We start from the raw sequence: 19,017 nt of genomic DNA, 5'->3' as shown, positions 1-19,017 counted from the left end.
GGGGGGGGGGGGGGGAAAAAAAGGGGGGCCCCCCCCCCCCCCCCCCCCGATCAAGCGGGGGTCAGCAGGCCTTCCTTGGCGATCTTGTCGCGCCACACCAGCGGGGCCAGGGTGTGGACGTTCTGGCCTTCGGAATCGACCGCGACGGTGACGGGGAAATTCTCCACGTCGAACTCGTAGATCGCCTCCATGCCCAGATCCTCGAAGCCGACGACCTTCGATCCCTTGATCGCGCGCGCGACAAGGTAGGCCGCACCACCGACCGCCATCAGATAGGCCGACTGATATTCGCGGATCGCGTCGGTCGCCGCCGGGCCACGCTCGGCCTTGCCGACCATCGCCAGCAGGCCCTGGTCGAGCATCATGCGGGTGAACTTGTCCATGCGGGTCGCGGTCGTCGGGCCCGCCGGGCCGACCACTTCCTCGCCGACCGGATCGACCGGGCCGACATAATAGATCACGCGGCCCCGGAACTCGACAGGCAGCTCCTCGCCACGGTCGAGCATGTCCTTGATCCGCTTGTGCGCGGCGTCGCGCCCCGTGAGCATCTTGCCGTTCAGCAGCAGCCGGTCGCCATGCTTCCAGCTCTTCACCTCTTCCGGCGTCAGCGTGTTCAGGTCGACGCGCTTGGCCGCCTGGAGGTCGGGTTTCCAGTCGACCTTGGGCCATTCCTCCAGCTTGGGCGCTTCGAGATAGACCGGGCCGGAGCCGTCCAGCGTGAAATGCGCGTGGCGGGTCGCGGCACAGTTCGGGATCATCGCCACCGGCTTGGACGCCGCATGGGTCGGCCAGTCGAGGATCTTGACGTCGAGGATGGTGGACAGGCCGCCCAGCCCCTGCGCGCCGATGCCCAGCGCATTGACCTTGTCGAACAGCTCGATGCGCAGCGCCTCGACATCGTTGCGGGGGCCACGTTCCTTTAGCTGCCCCATGTCGATCGCGCCCATCAGCGATTCCTTGGCGAGCAGCACGGCCTTTTCCGCCGTGCCACCGATGCCGATGCCGAGCATCCCCGGCGGGCACCAGCCGGCACCCATTTGCGGCACCATTTCCAGCACCCAGTCGACGATCGAATCGGACGGGTTCATCATCTTGAACTTGGACTTGTTCTCCGACCCGCCGCCCTTGGCCGCGACGTCGACGGAGACCTTATTGCCCGGCACCATCTCGACATGGAGGACGCTGGGCGTGTTGTCCTTGGTATTGCGGCGGGTGAAGGCGGGGTCGGCGAGGATCGAGGCCCGCAGCTTGTTTTCGGGGTGGAGATAGGCGCGGCGCACGCCCTCATCGACAACCTCCTGGAGCGAACGGTCGCCCGACAGGCGGCAATCCTGGCCCCATTTGACGAAGACCGTGACGATGCCGGTGTCCTGGCAGATCGGGCGATGCCCCTCCGCGCACATCCGGCTGTTGGTCAGGATCTGCGCGATGGCATCCTTGGCCGCCGGGCTCTTCTCGGCCTCATAGGCCTTACCCAGGGCACGGATGTAATCCATCGGGTGGTAATAGCTGATGAACTGGAGCGCGTCGGCCACGCTCTCGATCAGGTCGGTGTCGCGGATCAGGGTCGTCATGGCCCGCCTTTTGCGCCAGCAAGGGCGGTCGCGCAACGCCCGCGTGTGCCGAATGGCGGTGGATTCCGGCGACCGGGGCGGTTTCAACCAATCTTAACCTTGATCGGGCCAAGGTCGGCCAAACCCCTAGTGGAATAGCGAAACCCCGCATGCCGTCCGCCGTCCCCGCGCGAACATCGTTCCTGGCCCTGCTCGGCCTTGTCGAGGACAATGACGAGGTGCTCGCGTCGTTGTACCATAGCCGATTGCAGACGCTGATCCGCACCTGGCCGCTGGCGATCCTGCAGAATCTGGTGGCGATCGGCATCATATTGGGCGTTGCCGCGCTGGGCGATCCCCATCCCCTGCTGGCCCGGAAGGGCGTGGCGGCGGCGATCATGCTGGGTGGAACCATGGCGTTCGGCCTGGTGCTGTGGCACGGCCACAGGCAGCAATGGCCCTTCTACCGATTCAAGCAATGGCTGGTCGCGACGGGTATGCTGCTGGCGCTGGCCACCGGCCCGCTGATCATGGTCCTGGCGCCGTTCCATCATAGTGGCGACGGATGGGGTTCGATCCTGATCCTGCTCTGCCTGATGTGGACGACAGCGGCGATCCTGAACCCGGTACGCGGCGCGCTGTTCGGCTATTCCTTCGGATTTGCGTTCATGGCCCCGATCGCCGCGCTGGCGAGCGACGTGGCGGTCCTGCCGGTACTGGCGGCGGTCGTCCCCTGCCTGGCATCCCTGCTGCTCAATGCCCGGCGCATGGACTGGCTGGACCATGATGCGGCGCGCGCCCGCGCCCGCGAGTTCGGCCAGGGACAACAGGCGGTCAAGATGATCGCCGAGTTCGAGGAACATGGCACCGGCTGGTTCTGGGAAACCGACCGCCAGGGGCGGTTGACCTATCTGTCGCGCAAGGTCGCCGACGATCTGGCCACCCTGGGCATCGCCAGCCAGGGCCGGATGCTGACCGAGCTGTTCCGGATGGACTCGGCCGAACCGGGCAGCGAGCGGACCCTGTCCTTCCACATGGCGTCGCGCACCAGCTTTTCCGACTATACCGTGTGCGCCATCGGCGGCGGTCCGGCCGTCGCGGATCGCTGGTGGTCGATTTCGGGCCGCCCGATCATCGACAGTATCGGCCGGTTCCGGGGCTTTATCGGATCGGGATCCGACCTGACCGAGAAGCGCCGCTCGGAGGCCGAGATCACCCGCCTCGCGCTGTTCGACAGCCTGACCGGTCTGGCCAATCGCCAGCGGATGAAGCTGTCGCTCGACAAGACGCTGAAGCAGTCGGTCAGCCCCTATCGCCCCACCGCGCTGTTCCTCATGGACCTGGACCGGTTCAAGGCGGTCAACGACACGCTGGGCCATCCGGCGGGCGACCTGTTGCTGCAACTGGTCGCGCGGCGGCTGGAGCAGGTGGTGGGCGATGTCGGGCTGGTCGGGCGACTGGGGGGCGACGAGTTCCAGATCCTGCTGCCCGGCATCGACGCGCGCGACCGGCTGGCCGGGCTGGCGAGCGAAATCATCAAGACGCTCTCGCGCCCCTATGACATTCACGGCAACGAGGTGACGATCGGCTGCTCCATCGGCATCGCCATCGCGCCCCATGACGGCGAGGATTCGCAGACGCTGATCCGCAATGCCGATCTGGGTCTCTATGCCGCCAAGGGCGACGGACGCGGCGTCGCGCGTTTCTATGCCGAGGCGATGCTGGAAGGCGCGCGCAGCCGCAAGCGCATGGAGGAGGACCTGCGGGTCGCCGTCGCGCAGGGGCAGTTACAGCTCGCCTATCAGCCCGTCGTGTCGACCAGCGATGCGACGATCGTCGGCTATGAGGCGCTGCTGCGCTGGCGGCATCCGACCCAGGGAGACATCTCGCCGACACAGTTCGTGCCGGTCGCCGAGGAATGCGGGCTGATCGAACAGATCGGCGAATGGGTGATGCGCACCGCCTGTATCGAGGCGGCGAGCTGGCCGACCCCTGCGCGCGTCGCCGTCAACGTCTCGTCGATCCAGTTCGCCAAGCCGCACCTGCCCGCGCTCGTCGCCCAGGCGCTGGCGCAGGCCGGCCTGGCGCCCGCGCGGCTGGAGCTGGAAATCACCGAAAGCGTGTTCCTGCGCGACGATCACGAATCGCAGCGGCAGTTCGCCGCACTCAAGGCGCTCGGCGTGCGGCTGGCGCTGGACGATTTCGGCACCGGCTATTCCTCGCTCGGCTATCTGCGCCACGCGCCGTTCGACAAGATCAAGATCGACCAGTCCTTCGTCCGCGGCGCGATCCGCACCGGCAGCCGCAATGCCGCCATCATCCGCGCGATCGTGACGCTGGCCGACACGCTGGACATGGAGACGACGGCCGAGGGGGTCGAGATCCAGGACGAGATCGAACTGATCCGCGACCTGGGCTGCAGCCACATCCAGGGATTCGTCTATGGCAAGCCCGTCGAATCGGCCGAGGTGCACCGGATGCTGCGCGCGCATGACGGTCGCGCCGAGCCGGTCGGCCTGAAATCGAATCGCCGTCCCCGCATGAAGATCCTGCGCACCGCCCAGATCCTGTCGGGCAGCGCGACGGTCGACGTGCGCATCCGCGACCTGTCGGCGACCGGCGTGATGGTCGAGGGACTGCCGCCGGCCTATATCGTCTGCGGCGCGGCGGTCGGCATCCGCCTGGGCGCGGACCGCCCCTTGCGCGGCTATATCCGCTGGGAGCGCGAAGGCCGGGTCGGCATCGCCTTCGCCACGCCGCTGTTCGACGATCATCCCTGGCTGGAGACGGACGAGGAACAGGAGCCGCGCCGCCGGTCGGCGTGACCCGGCCCCTTCGGCGCGGGGCGGAATGGATAGGAAGCCGGCCCCGCACGTTCGCGCCGCATGACCTCGCCCGCCCCCACGCCCGCCCCTACGCGCGAAGGCGCTTCGCCGCGCATACCCGCGCTCAGCCTGATCTTCGGCTATGGCCCCGTCCTGGTCCTGCCGCTTGCCGCACTGGCCGCCTGGGCGGGCACGCCGCTCGCCCTGCTGATCGGCCAGATATGGGGGGCGGCGATCCTGATCTTCCTGGCTGGCGTCGCACGGGGACTCAGCTTTTTCACGCCAGGCGGCACCCATGTCTCGCAGATGCTGGCGATGATCGTGCGATTCAGCCTGGGCCTGCTGGCGCTGGTCGCCGGACCGACGATCGGCTTCGGATTGCTGATCCTGGGCTATGCCTCGATCGCGCTGACCGATCCCTGGTTCGCGCGATGGGGCGGCGCGCCACAACATTTCGCGCGGTTGCGGCCACCCCAGATGGTGGTCGCGCTGCTGGGCCTGATCGCACTGTTCGCGCTGTCGCTCGGCTGATCGCAGCCGCTTAAAAAAATTTTTAGGGGCTTGCACTTCACGAACCCCGCAGACATCCATGCGTCGCGGCTTTTGGAGCGCCTGACGCAAGCGTCATTCGTCGCAACCAACCCCTTTCCCAAGCTTTAGGCCCTTGCGGTGCCGCCCGGGATTTTCCACTATGGATTGTGGAAGAGGCCGGGGGTGGCCCCAAGCACTGGTAGGCCAGGGACAGGATCAGGGCATCGGAACGGAGCCTCCTCCTCCCCCCTGTCCGGTCCGCGACACCTGTGGCGCGCGGTGCTAGGGGGGCAGGATGCCGACTCGAACGAAACAAGAACGAAGGAGCGGCATCAGTGATGGATTTCAGGGATAGCCGGGATAGCGACATGACGACTGATATGCTCGAAAAGATGGCGGCGGACGCGGTTCAGAACGCGGCCCCCACCCCCACCCCGGCGGACACCAAGTCGGTGCGTCCGCAACCCTATCCGGTCGAGGTCGACCATGCCCGCGACGCGCGGCTGACCGATTTCGGCAAGGAAACGCTGAACGACCGCTATCTCCTGCCCGGCGAAAGCTATCAGGACCTGTTCGTGCGCGTCGCCTCGGCCTATGCCGACAATGCCGAGCACGCCCAGCGGCTGTACGACTATATCTCGAAGCTGTGGTTCATGCCCGCGACGCCCGTCCTGTCGAACGGCGGCACGGGTCGCGGCCTGCCGATCAGCTGCTATCTCAACTCGGTGCCCGACAGCCTGGACGGCATCGTCACCACCTGGAACGAGAATGTGTGGCTGGCGTCGCGCGGCGGCGGCATCGGCACCTATTGGGGCCAGGTCCGCGGCATCGGCGAGCCGGTCGGCCTGAACGGTAAGACCAGCGGCATCATCCCGTTCGTCCGCGTGATGGACTCGCTGACGCTGGCGATCAGCCAGGGTAGCCTGCGTCGCGGTTCGGCCGCCTGCTATCTCGACATCTCGCATCCCGAGATCGAGGAGTTCCTGGAAATCCGCAAACCCTCGGGCGACTTCAACCGCAAGGCGCTGAACCTGCACCACGGCGTGCTGATCCCCGACGCCTTCATGGAGGCGGTGCGCGACGGCGCCGAATGGCATCTGAAGAGCCCCAAGACCGGTGAGGTCCGCGCCACGGTCGATGCGCGCGCGCTGTTCCAGAAGCTGGTCGAGACCCGGCTGGCGACCGGCGAGCCGTACATCGTCTTCGCCGACCATGTGAACAAGAACATGCCCAAGCATCACCGCGAGCTGGGGCTGAAGGTGTCGACCTCGAACCTGTGCTCGGAAATCACCCTGCCGACCGGCATCGATCATAAGGGCAAGGACCGCACCGCCGTCTGCTGCCTGTCGTCGCTGAACCTGGAAACCTGGGACGAGTGGAAGGACGACAAGCAGTTCATCGAGGACGTGATGCGCTTCCTCGACAACGTCCTTCAGGACTATATCGACCGCCACGAGCCGGGCATGGAGCGTGCCGCCTATTCGGCCGGTCGCGAGCGCTCGGTGGGCCTGGGCGTGATGGGCTTCCACAGCTTCCTCCAGGCGCGCGGCATCCCCTTCGAGGGCGCGATGGCCAAGTCGTGGAACCTGCGCATGTTCAAGCATATCAGCGCGCAGGTTAACCAGGCGTCGATGACCCTGGCCGTCGAGCGCGGGCCGTGCCCCGATGCGGCGGATGTCGGCGTGATGGAGCGTTTCAGCTGCAAGATGGCGATCGCGCCGACTGCGTCGATCAGCATCATCTGCGGCGGTACCAGCGCCTGTATCGAGCCGATCCCGGCGAACATCTATACCCACAAGACGCTGTCGGGTTCGTTCTCGGTCAAGAACCCCTATCTCGAGAAGATCCTGATAGCGAAGTCGAAGAATTCGGACGCGGTCTGGAACTCGATCCTCGAGCATGGCGGCTCGGTCCAGCATCTCGACTTCCTGTCGGCGGAAGAGAAGGACACGTTCAAGACCTCGTTCGAGATCGACCAGCGCTGGCTGCTCGAACTCGCCGGGGACCGGACGCCCTATATCGACCAGGCGCAGTCGCTGAACCTGTTCATCCCGGCGGACGTGGAGAAGTGGGATCTGCTGATGCTCCACTTCCGCGCCTGGGAGCTGGGCATCAAGTCGCTCTATTATCTGCGGTCGAAGTCGGTGCAACGCGCCGGGTTCGCAGGGTCGGGCGGCGTCGAGGCCGACAACACGATCAGCGCGCCGAAATTCGAGATCGGCGAGACGACCGATTATGACGAATGCCTAGCGTGTCAGTGAGCAGGCTTTGACAGCACAGGCTGCCCTCACCCTCCCTCTCCCAAGGGGAGAGGGGTGAAGCAGCCTGATCCCTCTCCCCTCGGGAGAGGGAGGGAGCCGCGAAGCGGCGGAAGGGTGAGGGTGTTGCGTGCGTAGCTACGACAACCATCGCTCCGGTACGGTACAACGTGCCCGCCAGCTCCGCCGTGAAGCCTCCGCTTCGGAACGCCGCCTGCTCTGCGCGCTGCGTGAAACCTATCCGTATCTGAAATGGCGTCACCAGACGCCGCTGGGACCTTTCTTCGCCGACATGATGTGCTTTTCCGAAAAGCTGGTCATCGAGGTCGACGGCGATACGCACGCCGTCGCGAAAGGGTATGACGCGTCTCGCGAAGATTTCATGGCGAGGGAAGGCTATCGGACGATCCGCGTCAGCAATGCGGATGTGATGGAGAACATCGAAGGGGTGATCGACCAAATCTCCTTCTCCCTCCGGGAGAAGGAAGGGGCCCGCGCGGCGCAGCCGCGTGGGAAGGATGAGGGTGGCAAGTCCACGAAAAAGGGCGGTGCCGCATGACCGGTACCACCCTCACCCTTCCGCGCCCTGACGGGCGCTCCCTCCCTCTCCCACGGGGAGAGGGAGATTATGGCTCACTCCGCCTCTTCGAACTCGTCGACGGCGTTCTGCGCCGTGGCCGACAGGCGAACCGTGTCGCCTTCGACCTCGGCGACCAGGCCGATCGGCAGGTAATGATGCTTGGCACCCTGCCCGTCTTCCGTCTGGGGGCTGTCGTTCTTGGTCAGCTTGATACGGTCGCCATCGACATGATCGACGGTACCGACATGCACGCCATCGGCGCCGATGACCTCGGCATGTTCCTTGATCTGGCTGATATCGACCATTTTTCTTCTCCTGCTTGGGGGACGGCTGCAAAACGCGCCAAGCCGGAATTGGTCGCATGACAGGGGCCACGATCATGTATGCGGTGGCCGCCGTGCTGGGCGGGATCGGCGCGACGCTGTTGCTGCAACTCCGCACGCCCCGGTCGGAGCAAGGCCGCTATGCCCGGCTGATCGCGGGTACCATGTTCGCCACTGGCGGGATCATCCTTGCCGGTTTCGCGACCGCCTTGCGCCGGTGGAGCATGGGGTCATGACCATGGTCGAGCGGCTTCTGGCATTGCTCGCCGCCCTGGCGGTGGTCGGCTTCGTCGTCTCGGGCTTTCAGGCCTATGGCGATGCCGATCTCAGCGCCTGTGGGATCGGCGGTCATGGGCGCCGCGCCCGGATCATCGGCGATTATCTGTGCAGCCCTTATTTGCTGGCGGGCCGTCCGCGTGACTGGTTCGCCTTTGTCTGGCTCTGGTCGTTCCCCGTGACGATCACCGCCTTTGCCTTTTCCGCCCGGCGCCACCTGCGCCGTGCCTCCCTGAACACCATTCGTCCGGAGTAACCCCCATGCCTCTCCTCCAAGCCTCCAAGCAGTATAAGCCCTTCGAATACCCCTGGGCGTTCGAGTTCTGGAAGCGCCAGCAACAGCTCCACTGGCTGCCCGAAGAGGTGCCGCTGGGCGAGGATTGCCGCGACTGGGCGCAGAAGCTGACCGATCACGAGCGCAACCTGCTGACCCAAATCTTCCGCTTCTTCACCCAGGCGGACGTCGAGGTGCAGGACTGCTATCACGAGAAATATGGCCGGGTGTTCAAGCCGACCGAGATCAAGATGATGCTGACCGCCTTCTCCAACATGGAGACGGTGCACATCGCGGCGTACAGCCATCTGCTCGACACGATCGGCATGCCCGAAAGCGAATATGGCGCCTTCCTCGAATATGCCGAGATGAAGGACAAGCATGACTACATGCAGAATTTCGGCGTCGACAGCGACGAGGACATCGCGCGCACGCTGGCGATGTTCGGCGGCTTTACCGAGGGCGTTCAGTTGTTCGCGTCCTTCGCGATGCTGATGAACTTCCCGCGCTTCAACAAGATGAAGGGCATGGGCCAGATCGTCAGCTGGTCGGTGCGCGACGAGAGCCTGCACTGCGAGGGCATCATCCGCATGTTCCACGCCTTCTGCCAGGAGCGCCAGTGCCTGACCAAGGCGGTCAAGGACGACATCGCCGATGTGTGCCAGACGACGATCCGCCTGGAGGATAATTTCATCGACCTCGCCTTCGAAATGGGCCCGGTCGAGGGGATGAAGCCCAAGGAGATCAAGAAGTATATCCGCTACATCGCCGACTGGCGCCTGGGCCAGCTGGGGCTGAAGCCGATCTACATGATCGACGAGCATCCCCTGCCCTGGCTGACCCCGCTGCTGAACGGCGTGGAACATGCGAACTTCTTCGAGACGCGCGCTACGGAATATTCCAAGGCGGCGACGCGCGGCCAGTGGAACGACGTGTGGGACGCGTTCGACACGCGGCAAAAGGCGAAGGTTGCCAAGGCGGCGAACGAGGAGCCGAGCGAGACCGGCGACATGTTCTCGGCCGCGGGCGTCGCGGCGGAGTGATCGGGAAGGGCGGGCTTCGGTCCGCCCTTTTTTTGTTCGCGCGAAGGCGCGAAAAAGGCTGGTGCGCGCAGAGGCGCGGAGGGCGCGGAGGGCGCGGAGGCGATTTCGGGAATACCGCCCGCTCCCCACCCTCCGTTCAGCCTGAGCGAAGTCGAAGGCCAAGGGAAAGCATCTCCCCGGGGGGCTCTGACCGCAGTTCCGACCCGAAATCCCCGTGATATGGCAGGCGTTGCCCCGTGGCCTTCGACTTCGCTCAGGCTGAACGGAGGGTGGGGATTTCACTTTTTCTCTGCGTCCTCTGCGCCTCTGCGCGAATCGTCCGTCTTCGCGCGAGCCAGAAGCTACCGCGCCGTCCGTGTCGGGGCATGGAAGTCCGCCGGTTTGCCCGCGATCCACTTCAGGAACCGCACCATGTCCGGATGCGCCCGCAACACCGCGAAATCGCTATAGTCGCGCGCCAGTTCCGCATTGGTCAGCGTGGCATGGATCGTCCGGTGACAGATCGGATGCACCGGCACGGTTTCGCGCCCGCCCTCGCTCTTGGGAACGGGGTGATGCCATTCCACCTTCACCCCCAGCGGCCGCTCGCACAGCGCGCAGGAAGGCACCATGAGCGGCTCCATCCGTTCGGCGGCGGCCAACAGCCCCGCCTTGCGCTTCACGCGTCCGACCATGAAGGGAATATGGGGTGGCGCGGTGCATAAGAAAACGGGGTCCGGCATCGCTGCCGAACCCCATTCCTTTACGCCAACTGGATCCGAGAGGGATCAGAAGTGTGCGACGACACCCGCCATCGGGCGGAACGAATGCGCGTCGTCGAAGGTCGAAACTTCCAGGCGCAGGCGCAGGCCGGCGTTGCCGGTGATGCCGCCCAGGCCGATGTCCTTCGGGCCGACTTCGGCGCCGACGCCGTAGACGGTCGCGCCATAGTCGCGCTTCAGGTCGCCCGAAACGCCGGGCGCGAAGTTGTGGAAGTTGTTCCAGCGATAGCCGACCTTGCCGTAGAACAGGCCGCTGTCACCGGCACGGAAGCCCGCGCGGCCATAGGCGCCATACTGCCAGTCGATGTCACCCGACACGCCCTTGGCGACCGAGCCTTCCGCACCGACGAACACGGGGCCGAGCGGAACGTTGACGCCGACGAGGCCTTCGACCAGCGCGCCGTCCAGGTTATAGCCCTTGGGCTGCGCGGGGATGCCGGCGACCGACTGGCGATCAAACTGCTCCCAACCACCCATGATCGCGACATACGGCTCGATACCGAAGGCCTTCGAGCCATCGGGAGCGCGCGGCGCGTCGGCGGCCGGAGCCGGGGCCGCCGTCGTGGTGTCGGTGGTGGTGCTCATGTCCTGGGCCATGGCAGGCACAGCGACGAACGCAGCCGCCGCAGCGGCGACGAGGGAAAGCTTACGCATACGAGATACCCTTCTTTGTTCTATGTGGGGCGGCGGAACCAACCGCTCAGCCCAGGCCCGCTTAACCGGCAAAACCGCCATGGGTTGCAAAGGAATTGACTTTTTTGAACACCTGGCCGGGACCTGTGTCCGACAAGCCACACTTCCTGTCACCAAGATGAACCAAATGGGGCACAATGGGGCAATGGCCGTTTTCCGCCACTTTCCCGCCCTTATTGTGCCCTCGACCCGCCTTGCAGGGCGGTGCAGCGCAGGGCGTCGCCGGTGGGGCGTGTCAAAACAACCTCACCCCCCTTGCCGCGCAGGTCGTGGCCGAAGCCCGCATAATGGATGCCGGACGCGACCGGCTGCCCCGCCAGTCGCAGCTCCAGATCGCCGTCGAAGCGCAACAGGGCACTGTCGTCACGATTGTCGAAGCGCGCCCAAAAACGGCTGCCATTGTCGCATTGAAAGGTCTGGGACACCATCGGGGGCAGGCCGGTGCGGCCATCGGGCAGGGTCGAACACCCCATCAGCACCAGCCCGCCCGCCGCCAGGGCCAGAGGCAGACGCATCATGGCCGCAGCGCGGTGTCGTCGGCCTCGTCGATATCGCCGTCGGCGACGTTATCGTCCTCGAAATCTTCCTGCAGATCGTCCTCGTCGATATCCGCATCGTCCATGTCGACCGAGGCATCGCTGGTTCCGACATCCTCGGAATCCATCTCGATCTCGCCGATCGGCTCGTCTTCGACCGTGTCGTCGCCCAGATCGGGTTCGATATCGGTCAGCAGAACGCCGTCGCTGGGGCCGTTGCGCGTCGCCTCCAGGATTTCGGCGCGCTGACTCTCGTCATAGCCTTCCTCGTCCCAGCCATCGTCGCCGGGCCCCTGACTCGGAACCTGATGTCCGCCCATCACTGCCTCCTCTTGAACTGTGGAGGGTGGAACGGTGGGGCTGGCCGGGCGGTTCCCCGCGCCCGTCTCAGGCGGGACGGAACATCCGCCCGCGCTCGGTCACGAAGACGAAGGCGAAGGCCGTGCACCCGGCGATCAGGAAGCCCAGGGTCAGCGGCCGGGTCGTCCCGTCGAACGCCTGGCCGATCCCCGCGCCGACCAGCGAGCCGATGGTGACGCTGGCAAAGCCCTGCACGCTGGAGGCGGTGCCCGCGATCCGCCCCATATTCTCCATCGCCATCGCCGAGAAGTTGGAGGTCGCCAGACCGAAACAGGCCATGGTGATCGCCTGGAGCACCGCAAAGACGATCATCGTCTCGGCACCCGCCTGCGCGATGGTCAGGTGGATCGCCGACACCGCGATCAGGATGGCGACCGCGCCGTGGCTGATCAGCCGCGTGCCCAGCCGCATGACGATCCGCGAATTGAGCAGATTGGCCGCCGCCATAGTAAGCGAGGTGGTGGCGAAGATCAGCGCGAGCAGCTTTTCGCGACCGAAGCTCACCGCCATGATCGGCTGGACCGAGTTGAGATAGCCATAGAGCGCCGCCATCAACGCCGTCGCCGCCAGCGTATAGCCGAGCGACAACCGGTCGCTGAGCGTCGCCCACCACCCGCTGGCGATCCGCGACAGCGAGATGGGCAGTTGCGCCTCCGGTGCCAGCGTCTCGGGCATCCGCAACGAGAACCAGATCAGCACCAGCGTGGCGAGCCCCGCGATCGTCCAGAAGATCAGCCGCCAATTGCCGAACAGCAGCACCAGCTCGCCGAACGCCGGTGCCAGGATCGGCACGATCATGAACACCATGAAGGCGATCGACATGACCTGCGCCATCGCCCGGCCGTGATAGCAGTCGCGGACCAGCGCCACCGTCGCCACCCGCGTAGCGGCGATCGCCGCCCCCGCACAGACCCGCGCGGCGAGCAGCAGCGGAAAGCTGGCCGAGACCGCCGCCAGGCCATTGGTGACGATATAGATGACCAGGGCGACGATCAGCACCCGCCGCCGCCCATACCGATCGGCGAGCGGCCCATGCACCAGCTGCGCCACCCCGAACCCGATCAGAAAGGCGGTGACGACGAAGGGCCGCGCCATCGGCGACGCCCCCAGCGCCTCACCGATCGCGGGCAGCGCGGGGAGCATCGAGTCGATCCCCAACGCGGTCAACGCCATCAGCGCCGCGATCAGCAGCACGAACTCGACAAAGCCGATCGGCGCGCCAGGGGGTTCGGCGGTGACGGGCGTCACCGGATCAGCGGAACGGGTATCGGACATGATGACTGTCCCTTAGGGGGGAATGCGGATCAGGGAAACCCGGGAATCCGACCAAGGGCGACCGAAATCAAGCCCTTCCGTGGAGATACATCGCAGCAGTGCAAATGCCCTCACCGGTTTCTCTCTAAAAGGAGAGGAATCCGCCAAACCGACGCGGTTCGAACGCCTTTGCGCGCAGCCGGAAACATGTATCCTGTCCAGCGGAGAAGGGGGAGCGAATGACGGGACGGACCGCGATCGTCACTCGATGGGGCATCGCCACGCTGGGATCCTCCTGTACCCTGATCGGCACCTCCGCGCTGGTCGGCTGGATCATGGACGATCGCCTCGTCCTGCCGCTTGCGCGCGCGTGGCGACTGACGGCCGGGATGCTCATCGGCGGCGCGTTCGGGTCGTTGGTCCTGCTGGGCATCCTGGCCGTGGCTCGGCGTATCCGACCGGTCGGCCCCTGGAGCGCCGGTGCGATCGGCGCCCTGCTATTCTGTTTGCCACTTTCTCTGCTGAGCTTCCGGCCCGATTTCGGCCTGCTGGCGGCCCCGGCGGGTTTTGTGGCGGGCATACTGCTCGCGCGCGTCAGGTCGATGACGCGGGTCGGTGCAATCCTCATGGGCGGGGGCCTGTTGTTCTGGATCGTCTGGGTCGCGCTGGCCGCGATCGAACAGTCTCCATCGGAGCGCGCGCCTTTGGCGGGTTCGGGCTCCACGATCCTGGGAACGGACATCGTCGGCGGTGTGACATTCGGCTCGGAGCTATGGCTGCTCGATGACATCGGCCGGATGGCGTCCTACCGCCTTGAAGATTGGCGCCCGACCCGCCGCAGCGCCGCGGGCGTGACCGCGATCGCGGCAGATGGCGCACATGTCTGGGCGCTTCAGGCGGCACCGTTGGTTGGCGATGCGGATGACCAGCCTGCCGGCCGGTTCCGGCTGGCCGTCTCGTCCGGTGGACCGTGGCGCTACTCGGCACGGCAGGACTATGGCCGCGGCGAACCACCGCTCGCCCTGACGCTCGGCCAGCAAGGCCCCGTCGTGATCGGTCCGAAGGCCCTCTATCTGTCGGATGCCAAAGGCGGTTTTGCACGCCGCTCGCTCAACGAACCGATCAAGCCATGGGGCCAATTCATCGCACTGATGGTCGGCCGGGACACGCTCTATCTCGGCGCCAATCGCGGCGAATGGGGCGGCGGATTGCTGCGGATCAGCGTATCGAGCGGCCGGGTTTCGCCCGTCGAGCGGATCGACGGAACGGAGATTTGCTCGGGTCCGCTAAGCGGCGGCTGCGATCCGGTGACCGGCCTGATCCACGATCCGGATCACCCGTCCTGCGTCCTGGCCTCGATCGGCCTGTCGCATATGTTAGAGCAAGGCCGGGTGCTACGCGTTTGCGCCCAGCATGTGGAGACGGTCTGGCAGGCGCAGATCCTGCCGCTCGGTATGCGTATCCGTCGCGCGCTGTCGCCCCACGCCCGACGGTTTTCGCCGGAGACCGAACCCGTTTTCGCTCTTCTGCCCGCGCCGGGCGGCTTCTGGGCGGTCACCCCCAGAGCGCTCTATCATGCCAATCGCGGCGCGGTGGAGCGGCATGATTTTCCGGATCTCCACCCCGTCCGGGGCCTGATGCTCTCGACGTCGATCCCCGGGATCATCGTAGCCCAGACGGAGGCCAATGGACGCTACGCGTTGAGCGGAGCAACACCATTGATCTTCTCCAGCCCCTCTGCGGCCACCCCGTTCCATCGCCCCTAGCGCTATCCGAGGAGGAACCGTACGCAACAAAACTCCCAAGATCGTCCTTCTACCGCTCGTCATCTTTCCCGCGCTCCTGCCCGCGATCATGCTGCCGCTGCTGCTTTCGCGTCATCTGTCGGACCGGGCGCTGGGGCTGGCGATGGGCATTTCGATCGGCCTGTCTCTAGTCGCCCTCGGCTGCTACGCCCGCACGTTGGCGGGCGAGCGGAAACGCTGACGCAACATCCGGGCGTTCAGCGCCTCGTCATCTTGCAACGACCAGCATCATGGCCCGTTATTGGTGCGACAGGACGTTCAGAGGAGTTTGCCATGACGACCTTGCTGACCCGAACCACGCTCGCCCTGCCGTTGCTCGCCGCGCTGGCGCTGTCGGCCTGCGACCGGCCGAGCCAGGGGACGTCGATCACCGTCAACGGCGCCGACGGCACGCTGGCCTCGGTCGATGGCAAGTCGGGCGAGGTGAAGCTGGCGCTGCCGGGCTTCCAGGGCGCGTTCAAGCTGCCCAAGATGTCCGTCGAGGCGGACAATTTCGAGTTGAACGGCGTCCACCTCTATCCCGGCTCGACGATCCGCAACGTCGATGTCGGCAATGGCCGCGACAAGGCGCTGGTCATGACCTTCGACAGCCCCGCCGACCCCGCCACCGTGCGCGACTGGTTCCGGGAGAAGATGGGTGACGCCGACTTCACGCTGACCGATCAGGGTGGCGCGCTGGTCGGCAAGACGGCGGAGGAAAAGCCCTTCCGCCTCGATCTGCACGCCGCGGGCGGCGACCGATCGACGGGGACGATCACTTTAGGCGGATAACGCACCCTGTTCGGGGATGACGGCGGCGTTATATAAGAGCCAGCCTATTCGATTTTCTGGACATATCGCCATGACCGACACCCGCTCCGCCGAGGTTCCGACGCTCAGCCTCGCCGACCAGGACCGCGATCCCGAGGGCTTCGCCGCAGCGCTGGGCGAGTCGTTCGAGCGGTTCGGGTTCGCCATCGTCGCCGATCACGGCGTCCCCGCCGACCTGATCGACCGTGCCTGGGCGCAGACCAAGGCGCTGTTCGACCTGCCCGAGGAGGAGAAGCGCGGTTATCACGTCCCCGGCGGCGGCGGCGCGCGCGGCTATACCCCGTTCAAGACCGAGATCGCCAAGGACGCCAAGGTCGTCGACCTGAAGGAATTCTGGCATGTCGGCCGCGAACTGCCCGAAGGTCACGCTTATGCCGACCGGATGCCCGCCAATATCTGGCCCGACCGGCCGGAGGGGTTCCGCGCGGATTTCATCGCGCTGTTCGCCGCGTTCGACAAGGCGGGCGACCGGCTGCTCTCGGCGATCGCGCGACATCTGAAGCTCGATCCGCACTGGTTCGATCCGGCGGTGAAGGACGGCAACTCGGTCCTGCGCCTGCTCCACTATCCGCCGATCCCCGCCGATGCCGAGGGCGTGCGGGCGGGCGCGCATGAGGATATCAACCTGATCACCCTGTTGCTCGGCGCGGAGGAAGCGGGGCTGGAACTGCTGGACCGCGATTCGGGCGAGTGGCTGGCGATCCGTCCGCCCGAAGGCGCGATGGTGGTCAATGTCGGCGACATGCTGCAACGGCTGACCAACCATGTCCTGCCCTCGACCACGCACCGGGTGGTCAACCCGCCGGTCGAGCGGCGCGGCTTCTCGCGCTATTCGATGCCGTTCTTCCTGCATCCGGCGCCCGACTTCCTGATCAAGACGCTGCCGGGGACGATCAGCGAGGGGCATCCGGATCGGTATCCCGAGCCGATCACCGCGCATGACTATCTGTTCGAGCGGCTGGTGGAGATCGGGTTGATCAAGAAGTGATAGTGCGGGCTCGGTGAGACACCGAGCCCTCCCCCAGCCCCTCCCGCCTGCGGGAGGGGAGCTTGTTGGAGAAGGTCAAGCCGCAGGGCCAGACAACTCCCCTCCCGCAGGCGGGAGGGGTTGGGGGAGGGCAAGGGGCCTCGCAGAGACCTTACCGCCCCACCGTCACCCCAAAATATGCATCAACAGAGGCTGGCCGACCAAGCTCTGGCTCCCGCGCAACCGCTCCAGCGCCTGCGCGACCGCCCGCTCCGGCCCCTCATGGGTCACGATGGCGATCATCACACCGCCGTCCGCCGCCTCGCCCCGCTGGATCAGGCTTTCGATCGAAACCCCCGCATCGCGCATGGCGGCCGCGATCTCGGCCAGCACGCCGACCTTGTCCTGCACGGTGAAGCGCAGGTAAGCGCGCCCGCGCCGCTCGCCGCTATCGGCCTTGGGCGCAGAGCTCAGCTCATGCGCGGGCATGGCGAAGGACGCGCCATATTCGCCGCGCGCGATGTCGATCAGGTCGGCGACCACCGCGCTGGCGGTCGGCCCGTCGCCCGCGCCCGCGCCCTGGAACAGCAGGCGCCCGACGAAATTTCCTTCCGCCACGACCGCATTGGTCGATCCGGTGACATGCGCCAGCGGATGGTCGAGCGGCACCAGATGCGGGTGCACCCGCTGGAACAGGCCGTTCGCCCCCTCCTCCGCCACGCCGACCAGCCGCACCCGGTAGCCGAGCGACGCCGCCTGCGCGATATCGGCGGCCAGGACGTGCCGCACGCCGCCGATCGCGACGTCACCGAATGCCGGCTGTGTACCGAAGGCGATGGCAGCCAGGATCGACAGCTTGTGCGCCGCGTCCACCCCGTCAATGTCGAAGCTGGGGTCCGCCTCGGCATAACCCAGCGCCTGGGCTTCGGCGAGCACCTCGGCAAAGTCGCGGCCTTCGGCCTCCATCTTCGACAGGATGAAATTGCAGGTGCCGTTGAGGATGCCATAGACCCGCGCAATGGCGTTGGCCGCCGCCCCTTCGCGCAGGCCCTTGATGACCGGAATGCCGCCCGCGACCGCCGCCTCGAACTTCAGCGCGGCGTTGGAAGCCTCCGCCTTCTGCGCCAGTTCCAGCCCGTGATGCGCCAGCATCGCCTTGTTGGCAGTCACGAAACCACGCCCCGCCCCCAGTGCGGTCCGCGCCAGCGTCAGCGCCGGGCCGTCCGACCCGCCGATCAGTTCGACCACCACATCGGCATCAGGATGCGAGGCGAGCGCGGCGGTATCGTCGACCCATTCGAAGCGCGACAGGTCGACGCCCCGGTCCTTGGTCCGGTCGCGCGCGGACACCGCGACGATCTCGATGGGGCGACCGGCACGCCGGGTAATCAGGTCACGGTTCGCGTCGAGCAGGCGAATGACGCCGCCCCCCACCGTGCCCAGTCCCGCCAACGCCACCCGCAAAGCTTCGCCCATCACCCGTATCCCGTATCCAGAGCGTTCGTAGAGCCACGGCGCGTAGCGGATAGAAATGGTCGCTGTCGAGCCACACCGCGACCTTTTATTGCTTGAAACCGACAAAGTCGCTAAGGCACCTGACCATGATCTCCCCCGATTTCGTGGTCATCGACGTCGAGACCGCCTGTTCGCGCACCAGCAGCATCTGCCAGATCGGCATTGTCGGCTATGCGGACGGGGTGGAGGTGCTGGCCTATGAGACGCTGGTCGACCCGTGCGACGAGTTCAGCGGCTTCAATATCGGCATCCACGGCATCACCGCCGATCATGTCGCGGGCAAGCCGACCTTTGCGATGCTCTACCCCGAACTGGCGGCGCATCTGGCCGGGCGGGTGACGGTGGCGCATTCGGGATTCGACAAGGGCGCGCTGGGCCGGGTGTGCGAGCGCGACGCCCTGCCCCCGATCGCCGCCCGCTGGCTGGACAGCGTGACGATCGCCCGACGCGCCTGGCCGGAGCTGCCCAATCACAAGCTCAATACGCTGGCGGCGTTTCTGGAACTGGAGCATCGCCACCATGACGCGCTCAGCGATGCGCGTGCCGCGGGCCAGGTGGTGCTGCGCGCGATGGCGGCGACGGGGCTCGGCCTTGGCGACTGGTTCCTGCCCCCACCCTCGGCGCGATCGCGCGCACGGCGCGGCGCGTAAAGC

General features: G+C 66.1%; 20 protein-coding genes. 12 read left to right on the top strand and 8 right to left on the bottom strand.

The window, feature by feature from the left end; genetic code table 11:
- Positions 1-50: 50 nt before the first annotated feature.
- Positions 51-1,574 (bottom strand): fumarate hydratase, encoded by a 1,524-nt coding sequence (locus QZ546_RS16170; protein WP_294239826.1) that lies wholly within the window; start codon positions 1,572-1,574, stop codon positions 51-53.
- A gap of 149 nt (positions 1,575-1,723) precedes the next feature.
- On the opposite strand from QZ546_RS16170, the gene QZ546_RS16165 reads away from it, so the two are divergent.
- The 4 genes from QZ546_RS16165 to QZ546_RS16150 all read left to right on the top strand — a co-directional run bounded on the left by QZ546_RS16165 (position 1,724) and on the right by QZ546_RS16150 (position 7,726).
- Positions 1,724-4,378 carry an EAL domain-containing protein gene (locus tag QZ546_RS16165; RefSeq protein ID WP_294239824.1) on the top strand — a complete coding sequence of 885 codons (2,655 nt, stop codon included), beginning with the start codon at positions 1,724-1,726 and terminating at the stop codon, positions 4,376-4,378.
- A gap of 60 nt (positions 4,379-4,438) precedes the next feature.
- Complete coding sequence (locus QZ546_RS16160; protein WP_294239821.1) at positions 4,439-4,909, top strand: hypothetical protein; 471 nt, start codon at positions 4,439-4,441, stop codon at positions 4,907-4,909.
- Between the two features lie 338 nt (positions 4,910-5,247).
- On the top strand, positions 5,248-7,170 hold the full coding sequence (locus QZ546_RS16155) for a ribonucleoside-diphosphate reductase subunit alpha (protein WP_294239820.1): 1,923 nt from the start codon (positions 5,248-5,250) through the stop codon (positions 7,168-7,170).
- Between the two features lie 127 nt (positions 7,171-7,297).
- Positions 7,298-7,726 carry an endonuclease domain-containing protein gene (locus QZ546_RS16150; RefSeq protein WP_294239818.1) on the top strand — a complete coding sequence of 143 codons (429 nt, stop codon included), beginning with the start codon at positions 7,298-7,300 and terminating at the stop codon, positions 7,724-7,726.
- Positions 7,727-7,800: 74 nt separating this feature from the next.
- Here the strand turns inward: QZ546_RS16150 and QZ546_RS16145 are convergent, their stop codons facing one another.
- Positions 7,801-8,052 carry a DUF2171 domain-containing protein gene (locus QZ546_RS16145; protein WP_294239816.1) on the bottom strand — a complete coding sequence of 84 codons (252 nt, stop codon included), beginning with the start codon at positions 8,050-8,052 and terminating at the stop codon, positions 7,801-7,803.
- Positions 8,053-8,108: 56 nt separating this feature from the next.
- On the opposite strand from QZ546_RS16145, the gene QZ546_RS16140 reads away from it, so the two are divergent.
- The 3 genes from QZ546_RS16140 to QZ546_RS16130 are packed head-to-tail and all read left to right on the top strand — an operon-like array spanning position 8,109 to position 9,663.
- Positions 8,109-8,306 carry a hypothetical protein gene (locus tag QZ546_RS16140; RefSeq protein ID WP_294239815.1) on the top strand — a complete coding sequence of 66 codons (198 nt, stop codon included), beginning with the start codon at positions 8,109-8,111 and terminating at the stop codon, positions 8,304-8,306.
- Positions 8,303-8,602 (top strand): hypothetical protein, encoded by a 300-nt coding sequence (locus QZ546_RS16135; RefSeq protein WP_294239812.1) that lies wholly within the window; start codon positions 8,303-8,305, stop codon positions 8,600-8,602. The genes QZ546_RS16140 and QZ546_RS16135 overlap by 4 nt, the downstream gene beginning before the upstream one ends.
- A gap of 5 nt (positions 8,603-8,607) precedes the next feature.
- Positions 8,608-9,663: a ribonucleotide-diphosphate reductase subunit beta gene (locus QZ546_RS16130; RefSeq protein WP_294239810.1), complete on the top strand. Its 1,056-nt coding sequence runs from the start codon at positions 8,608-8,610 to the stop codon at positions 9,661-9,663.
- Positions 9,664-10,004: 341 nt separating this feature from the next.
- On the opposite strand, the gene QZ546_RS16125 is transcribed toward QZ546_RS16130, so the two are convergent.
- The 5 genes from QZ546_RS16125 to QZ546_RS16105 form a co-directional block, all read right to left on the bottom strand.
- Entirely contained in the window at positions 10,005-10,286 is a 282-nt protein-coding gene (locus tag QZ546_RS16125) for an HNH endonuclease (protein ID WP_294239835.1), read from the bottom strand.
- A gap of 144 nt (positions 10,287-10,430) precedes the next feature.
- Positions 10,431-11,078 (bottom strand): opacity protein, encoded by a 648-nt coding sequence (locus tag QZ546_RS16120; protein WP_294239809.1) that lies wholly within the window; start codon positions 11,076-11,078, stop codon positions 10,431-10,433.
- A gap of 212 nt (positions 11,079-11,290) precedes the next feature.
- Complete coding sequence (locus QZ546_RS16115) at positions 11,291-11,635, bottom strand: MliC family protein (RefSeq protein WP_294239806.1); 345 nt, start codon at positions 11,633-11,635, stop codon at positions 11,291-11,293.
- Positions 11,632-11,973, bottom strand: coding sequence for a DNA primase (locus tag QZ546_RS16110; protein WP_294239804.1), 342 nt, complete (start codon positions 11,971-11,973; stop codon positions 11,632-11,634). Before QZ546_RS16110 ends, QZ546_RS16115 begins: the two co-directional genes overlap by 4 nt.
- A gap of 67 nt (positions 11,974-12,040) precedes the next feature.
- Positions 12,041-13,288 (bottom strand): multidrug effflux MFS transporter, encoded by a 1,248-nt coding sequence (locus tag QZ546_RS16105; protein ID WP_294239802.1) that lies wholly within the window; start codon positions 13,286-13,288, stop codon positions 12,041-12,043.
- A gap of 218 nt (positions 13,289-13,506) precedes the next feature.
- Here QZ546_RS16105 and QZ546_RS16100 point away from each other — a divergent pair, with 218 nt between their 5' ends.
- The 4 genes from QZ546_RS16100 to QZ546_RS16085 all read left to right on the top strand — a co-directional run bounded on the left by QZ546_RS16100 (position 13,507) and on the right by QZ546_RS16085 (position 16,870).
- Positions 13,507-15,033 carry a hypothetical protein gene (locus QZ546_RS16100; RefSeq protein WP_294239800.1) on the top strand — a complete coding sequence of 509 codons (1,527 nt, stop codon included), beginning with the start codon at positions 13,507-13,509 and terminating at the stop codon, positions 15,031-15,033.
- Between the two features lie 88 nt (positions 15,034-15,121).
- Positions 15,122-15,253: a hypothetical protein gene (locus tag QZ546_RS16095; protein ID WP_294239798.1), complete on the top strand. Its 132-nt coding sequence runs from the start codon at positions 15,122-15,124 to the stop codon at positions 15,251-15,253.
- 92 nt (positions 15,254-15,345) lie between these two features.
- Positions 15,346-15,843 (top strand): hypothetical protein, encoded by a 498-nt coding sequence (locus QZ546_RS16090; RefSeq protein WP_294239797.1) that lies wholly within the window; start codon positions 15,346-15,348, stop codon positions 15,841-15,843.
- 70 nt (positions 15,844-15,913) lie between these two features.
- Positions 15,914-16,870, top strand: a complete 957-nt coding sequence (locus QZ546_RS16085) for a 2-oxoglutarate and iron-dependent oxygenase domain-containing protein (protein ID WP_294239794.1) — start codon at positions 15,914-15,916, stop codon at positions 16,868-16,870.
- A gap of 165 nt (positions 16,871-17,035) precedes the next feature.
- Here QZ546_RS16085 and QZ546_RS16080 read toward each other — a convergent pair whose 3' ends face one another.
- On the bottom strand, positions 17,036-18,325 hold the full coding sequence (locus QZ546_RS16080) for a homoserine dehydrogenase (RefSeq protein ID WP_294239789.1): 1,290 nt from the start codon (positions 18,323-18,325) through the stop codon (positions 17,036-17,038).
- Positions 18,326-18,450: 125 nt separating this feature from the next.
- On the opposite strand from QZ546_RS16080, the gene QZ546_RS16075 reads away from it, so the two are divergent.
- Positions 18,451-19,014 (top strand): 3'-5' exonuclease, encoded by a 564-nt coding sequence (locus QZ546_RS16075; RefSeq protein ID WP_294239786.1) that lies wholly within the window; start codon positions 18,451-18,453, stop codon positions 19,012-19,014.
- The last annotated feature ends 3 nt before the right edge of the window (positions 19,015-19,017 follow it).

It is taken from the genome of uncultured Sphingomonas sp. (assembly GCF_913062585.1).
GTDB lineage: Bacteria > Pseudomonadota > Alphaproteobacteria > Sphingomonadales > Sphingomonadaceae > Sphingomonas.
This window is presented reverse-complemented; position numbering and strand designations above follow the sequence as displayed.

Bases quoted from the DNA above. Each gene is read 5' to 3' on its own strand.
- QZ546_RS16100 (WP_294239800.1), top strand. From the start codon at position 13,507: ATGACGGGACGGACCGCGATCGTCACTCGATGGGGCATCGCCACGCTG.
- QZ546_RS16095 (WP_294239798.1), top strand. From the start codon at position 15,122: ATGCTGCCGCTGCTGCTTTCGCGTCATCTGTCGGACCGGGCGCTGGGG.
- QZ546_RS16130 (WP_294239810.1), top strand. From the start codon at position 8,608: ATGCCTCTCCTCCAAGCCTCCAAGCAGTATAAGCCCTTCGAATACCCC.
- QZ546_RS16080 (WP_294239789.1), bottom strand. From the start codon at position 18,325: ATGGGCGAAGCTTTGCGGGTGGCGTTGGCGGGACTGGGCACGGTGGGG.
- QZ546_RS16145 (WP_294239816.1), bottom strand. From the start codon at position 8,052: ATGGTCGATATCAGCCAGATCAAGGAACATGCCGAGGTCATCGGCGCC.
- QZ546_RS16140 (WP_294239815.1), top strand. From the start codon at position 8,109: ATGACAGGGGCCACGATCATGTATGCGGTGGCCGCCGTGCTGGGCGGG.
- QZ546_RS16155 (WP_294239820.1), top strand. From the start codon at position 5,248: ATGGATTTCAGGGATAGCCGGGATAGCGACATGACGACTGATATGCTC.
- QZ546_RS16110 (WP_294239804.1), bottom strand. From the start codon at position 11,973: ATGGGCGGACATCAGGTTCCGAGTCAGGGGCCCGGCGACGATGGCTGG.
- QZ546_RS16090 (WP_294239797.1), top strand. From the start codon at position 15,346: ATGACGACCTTGCTGACCCGAACCACGCTCGCCCTGCCGTTGCTCGCC.
- QZ546_RS16075 (WP_294239786.1), top strand. From the start codon at position 18,451: ATGATCTCCCCCGATTTCGTGGTCATCGACGTCGAGACCGCCTGTTCG.
- QZ546_RS16125 (WP_294239835.1), bottom strand. From the start codon at position 10,286: ATGGAGCCGCTCATGGTGCCTTCCTGCGCGCTGTGCGAGCGGCCGCTG.
- QZ546_RS16115 (WP_294239806.1), bottom strand. From the start codon at position 11,635: ATGATGCGTCTGCCTCTGGCCCTGGCGGCGGGCGGGCTGGTGCTGATG.
- QZ546_RS16170 (WP_294239826.1), bottom strand. From the start codon at position 1,574: ATGACGACCCTGATCCGCGACACCGACCTGATCGAGAGCGTGGCCGAC.
- QZ546_RS16135 (WP_294239812.1), top strand. From the start codon at position 8,303: ATGACCATGGTCGAGCGGCTTCTGGCATTGCTCGCCGCCCTGGCGGTG.
- QZ546_RS16165 (WP_294239824.1), top strand. From the start codon at position 1,724: ATGCCGTCCGCCGTCCCCGCGCGAACATCGTTCCTGGCCCTGCTCGGC.
- QZ546_RS16085 (WP_294239794.1), top strand. From the start codon at position 15,914: ATGACCGACACCCGCTCCGCCGAGGTTCCGACGCTCAGCCTCGCCGAC.
- QZ546_RS16120 (WP_294239809.1), bottom strand. From the start codon at position 11,078: ATGCGTAAGCTTTCCCTCGTCGCCGCTGCGGCGGCTGCGTTCGTCGCT.
- QZ546_RS16105 (WP_294239802.1), bottom strand. From the start codon at position 13,288: ATGTCCGATACCCGTTCCGCTGATCCGGTGACGCCCGTCACCGCCGAA.
- QZ546_RS16160 (WP_294239821.1), top strand. From the start codon at position 4,439: ATGACCTCGCCCGCCCCCACGCCCGCCCCTACGCGCGAAGGCGCTTCG.